This is a genomic window from Azospirillum sp. B4 (genome assembly GCF_000333275.1).
Taxonomy (GTDB): Bacteria; Pseudomonadota; Alphaproteobacteria; order Azospirillales; family Azospirillaceae; genus Nitrospirillum.
In genome coordinates this window covers 1-4,034 of sequence record NZ_BACU01000282.1, presented here as the reverse complement: position 1 = coordinate 4,034, position 4,034 = coordinate 1, and the positions used below count along the sequence as shown (strand labels likewise).

The window sequence follows — 4,034 nt, the reverse complement described above, 5'->3', positions numbered from 1 at the left end:
CCCACCGGGCACCAAGGAGACGGAGTATCGGGCCACGCCCGAGCTGCTGACCTGGTGGCAGAAAATGATGGAAATCCCCTGCGTCGCCATCGGCGGCATCACGCCGGGCAACTGCGGCGAGCTGGTGCGCGCCGGCGCCGACTTCCTGGCGGTGGTCTCGTCGGTGTGGAACCACCCCGACGGGGCGGCCGCGGGGGTAAAGGCCTTCAACAAGGCCATCGCGGAGGCGTGAGATAAGCCCGGCGCCCTACAGCGCCGGGATCACGTCGGTCTTGGAAAAGTCGTCGCCGACGAAGAGCAGCGGCAGGTTCATCTCTTTCGCCAAGGCGTAGGCGTAGCAATTGCCCATGTTCAGGCAGGCCGGATCCACGCCTTTACCCCAGCGGTCATAAACATCGGCGACCAAACGTGCCATGCCGGGCGTCACCACAACTTCGGTGGCTGCCCAACCCCGCAACAGGTTCTCAATCCGTGGCCCCAGCCCCCGTCGCCGGCCGACAATCAGCGTCTCCACCAATGTTCCAGCGCTGATGAAGATTTCGTCAGCCTTTTCCAAACAAGCTAAACAGTCGGCGCCGCGCTTTTCGGGGATGGCGATTTCAATAATCGCCGAGGTATCTATAACGACAGCGTTCAAGCCGGCAGCCCATCATCGCCGTAGAGGAAGTCCTGGCTGCGCATAGCGTCCGGGCCGGGCACGGGATTGGCTCTCGCCTCCTCCAAAAAAGCCCGGAGGAACGTGTTCCGTTGTTCCTTGGTCGGGCGCTTTTCAGTTGCGATCAACTTCGCCACAGGATGCCCATTGCGGGTCAACACGACCTCCTCGCCCGCCTCAGCCTTCTTTACCAGGTTCGCGAGTTCACTTTCAGGATCGTTGATCGCGACATCCATGACCGCCTCCGTTGCTTGCATGGCAACTTGATTGTACGGCATACCGCTCCCCAAGTCGAATCACCTCACGGCAAGGCCACTGGCGCCCATAGCACGTCGTCGATGGCGGCGGCGTTGGTGGCCAGCATGACCAGGCGGTCGAAACCCAAAGCGATGCCGGCGCAGTCGGGCAGGCCGAATTCCAGGGCCGCCAGGAAATCAGCGTCGATGGGATAGCGCTCGCCATACAGCACCTGCTTCAAGTCCATATCGGCCTCGAAACGAGCCTTCTGCACGGCGGCGTCCGTCAGTTCGCCGAAGGCGTTGGCCAGTTCCACGCCGCAGGCGTACAGCTCGAACCGTTCCGCCACCCGGGGATCCTCCGGCTTGGGCCGCGACAGGGCGGCCATGGAAACCGGGTAGTCCGTCAGGAAGGTGGGCCGGCCCATGCCCAGGTGCGGCTCGATGCGGTCCAGGCTGATGCGGAAGAACAGATCCTCCCAGCTGTCGCCGTCATGGGCATGAATGCCCACGGCTCCGGCGGCCTGGGCCAGCAGGGCCACGTCGGGCCGGGCGGGATCGGGCGCCGTCGCCAGCAGGTCGATGCCGACATGGCGCTGGAACGCCTCCTGCACCGTCAACACCTCCCACGCCGCGGCGGGGTCGCAGGTCAGGTCGCCCCGTCGCAGGGTGTCGACGCCAGCGGCGGCGCACAAGGTCCGGGTCAGGGCGATGCAGTCGTCCATCAGGTCGCGATAGCCCGCCCCCACCCGGTACCATTCCAGCATGGTGAATTCCGGGCTGTGGGTGGGGGACCGCTCGCCATTGCGATAGACATGAGCCAGTTGGAAGATGCGCGGCAGCCCGGCCACCAGCAGCTTCTTCATGGTGAATTCCGGGCTGGTGTGCAGGCGCAGGGTCAAGCGGTCGTCCGGATGGCTGCCCACCAGGTCGGTGGCGAAGGCCATCAGGTGCGGCTCCAGCCCCGGCGACACCTGCAGGGCTGGTGTCTCCACCTCCAGGAAATCCCCCTCCTCGAACCAGCGCCGCAAGGCACGGGTCATGGCGCCGCGCGCGGCCAGGTTCACCCGGCGGCGGGCCATCCGGTCGGGGTGCCACCAGGGTTGGGCGGGGGTCTTCATGACTGGTGGTCCTTCCACGACAAGCGATATGCTGGGCGGCATACCGTTCCCACCTGCCGCTGTCGAGTCCCGTGGCCAAATCCGCCCCCGCTAAATCCAAAACCCCGCCCGTGGCGAAACCCGCCCCGCGCGCCGCGACCCAGGCCCCGGGCGCCGCGCCCAATGTCGCCTTGCGCTGGGACTCCCGCATCAGCGAGTGGGCGGCGCTGCTGAAACGGGTGCCGCACAGCACCCTGACCCAGACCTTCGGCTACGCCACCGCCATGATGACGGTGGAAGGCTGGAAGCCCCGTGTCGGCATCTTCGAACGGGATGGCCAGGCCATCGGCCTGGTGCTGGTGCTGGAAAAGCGCCTGGCCCGCGCCGTGCGGGTGGCCAAGGTGCATCGGGGCCCCTTGCTGGTGCCGGAGGCCCAGGACTGGACCACCGTGGGCGTGATCTACCGCCTGCTGCGCCAGGCCTGCCCCACCGGCCTGCTGCACTGGCCCAGCGTCATCGCCGAGGTCCCGGCGGGCGCCCTGGCCACCACCGCCCTGAAATGGGCCGGCTGGCGCCACCAGGCCGGGCCCGGTTATCGCACCATCTGGCTGGACCTCACGCCGGATGAGGCGGCGCTGCGTGCCAATCTGGACCCGAAGTGGCGCAACAAGCTGCGGCAGGGGGAGAAATCAGGCCTGGTGGTGGAAGTCGACCGCGACGGCGCCACCCTGCCCTGGCTGCTGGAAAAGCATGAGGCCGACCGGCATGAGCGCAAGTACCGCGCCGCGGGCTCCAAGCTGCTCACCCGCCTGCGCACCGCCCTGCACAAGGACGGCGACGTCCTGATCCTGCGGGCGATGCTGGAGGGGGAACCGGTGGCCGGCGTCCTGATTTTCGGCCACGGCGTGGCAGCGACCTACCAGGTGGGCTGGAACGGACCGGACGGGCGCCGCACGCGCGCCCATCAGCTGTTGCTGTGGCGCGCATGCCTGGAGTTGAAGGCCCAAGGCCGCGTTGCCTTCGACCTGGGCGGCCTGACCCCGGACGTGGAAGGCATCAACACCTTCAAGCGCGGCATGGGCGGGGAAGAGGTCGAGCTGGCGGGGGTGTGGAACTAGCTGACGCGTCTCCTCAGTCGCCGGACGCCTGCATCCGCAGGCTTGGCTATCCTCCCGTTTCAGTCCGCTGACGCTCCCCGAAAAGGTCCGGCTGCCGCGATCAGCGCTGGTCCAGCTTGAGTTCGATGCGGCGGTTGCGGGCGCGGACGTCGGGGGTGTCGCCCGACTCCAGCGGCTGGAACTCACCGAAGCCGGTGGACGCCAGCCGTTCTGGCGGCACCCCCTGCTGGATCAGGAACTTCACCACCGCCGTGGCGCGGGCGGACGATAGCTCCCAGTTGCTGGCGAAGGCGGGGGTGTGGATGGGCACGGCATCGGTATGGCCGTCCACCCGCAGGATCCAGTTCAGGTCCTTGGGAAATTTCTTGGAGATGTCCAGCAGCGTCTTGGCCAAGCTGGCCAGCTGCTTGCGGCCCTGGGCGCCCAGGTCGGCGCTGCCGCTGTCGAACAGCACCTCAGACTGGAAGACGAAGCGGTCGCCGACGATGCGGATGTCCGGGCGGTCGCCCAGCACTTCCCGCAGCTTGCCAAAGAATTCGGAGCGATAGCGGGCCAACTCCGCCACCTTGCCGGCCAGCGCCGCGTTCAGGCGTTTGCCCAGGTCGACGATCTGGACCTGCTGTTCCTTGTCCTTCTGCTCCGACGCCGCCAAGGCGGCATTCAACTGGGCCAGTTGCTGGCGCAATGCCGCCAGCTGCTGGTTCAGCAGGTCCACCTGGGCCTTGGCCTGGGCGCTGACGTTCTTTTCCGCGTCCAGCTCCCCCTGCTTGGCCGTGGCGGCGTCCGTCAGGGCCTGCACCTGGGCCGCCAGGTCGTCCCGGGCCTTGCCCGCCGCCTCCAAATCCGCCCTGCACTGCACGCCCTTGGCCAGCGACGCCTGCAGCTGGTCATTCAGGGCGGACAGGTCGGCGGTCAGCTTTTCCTT

General features: G+C 67.3%; 6 protein-coding genes. 2 read left to right on the top strand and 4 right to left on the bottom strand.

Going from position 1 to position 4,034, the window contains the following annotated elements; translation table 11 throughout:
• The coding region (locus tag I55_RS12410; RefSeq protein WP_044560891.1) for a thiamine phosphate synthase at window positions 1-232 on the top strand (232 nt) is incomplete at its 5' end.
• A gap of 15 nt (window positions 233-247) precedes the next feature.
• On the opposite strand, the gene I55_RS12405 is transcribed toward I55_RS12410, so the two are convergent.
• From I55_RS12405 to epmA, 3 genes are all read right to left on the bottom strand, one after another.
• Window positions 248-637: a type II toxin-antitoxin system VapC family toxin gene (locus I55_RS12405; RefSeq protein WP_044560890.1), complete on the bottom strand. Its 390-nt coding sequence runs from the start codon at window positions 635-637 to the stop codon at window positions 248-250.
• Window positions 634-891 carry a type II toxin-antitoxin system Phd/YefM family antitoxin gene (locus I55_RS12400; RefSeq protein WP_044560892.1) on the bottom strand — a complete coding sequence of 86 codons (258 nt, stop codon included), beginning with the start codon at window positions 889-891 and terminating at the stop codon, window positions 634-636. Before I55_RS12400 ends, I55_RS12405 begins: the two co-directional genes overlap by 4 nt.
• Before the next feature lie 65 nt (window positions 892-956).
• On the bottom strand, window positions 957-2,012 hold the full coding sequence (gene epmA, locus I55_RS12395; protein WP_044560889.1) for an EF-P lysine aminoacylase EpmA: 1,056 nt from the start codon (window positions 2,010-2,012) through the stop codon (window positions 957-959).
• A gap of 110 nt (window positions 2,013-2,122) precedes the next feature.
• On the opposite strand from epmA, the gene I55_RS12390 reads away from it, so the two are divergent.
• Complete coding sequence (locus tag I55_RS12390) at window positions 2,123-3,109, top strand: lipid II:glycine glycyltransferase FemX (protein WP_044560888.1); 987 nt, start codon at window positions 2,123-2,125, stop codon at window positions 3,107-3,109.
• A 100-nt stretch (window positions 3,110-3,209) separates the two neighbouring features.
• Here I55_RS12390 and I55_RS12385 read toward each other — a convergent pair.
• The coding region (locus I55_RS12385) for a peptidoglycan -binding protein (protein ID WP_044560887.1) at window positions 3,210-4,034 on the bottom strand (825 nt) is incomplete at its 5' end.

Coding starts and splice junctions, on each gene's coding strand:
- I55_RS12400 (WP_044560892.1), bottom strand. CDS start 891: ATGGATGTCGCGATCAACGATCCTGAAAGTGAACTCGCGAACCTGGTA.
- epmA (WP_044560889.1), bottom strand. CDS start 2,012: ATGAAGACCCCCGCCCAACCCTGGTGGCACCCCGACCGGATGGCCCGC.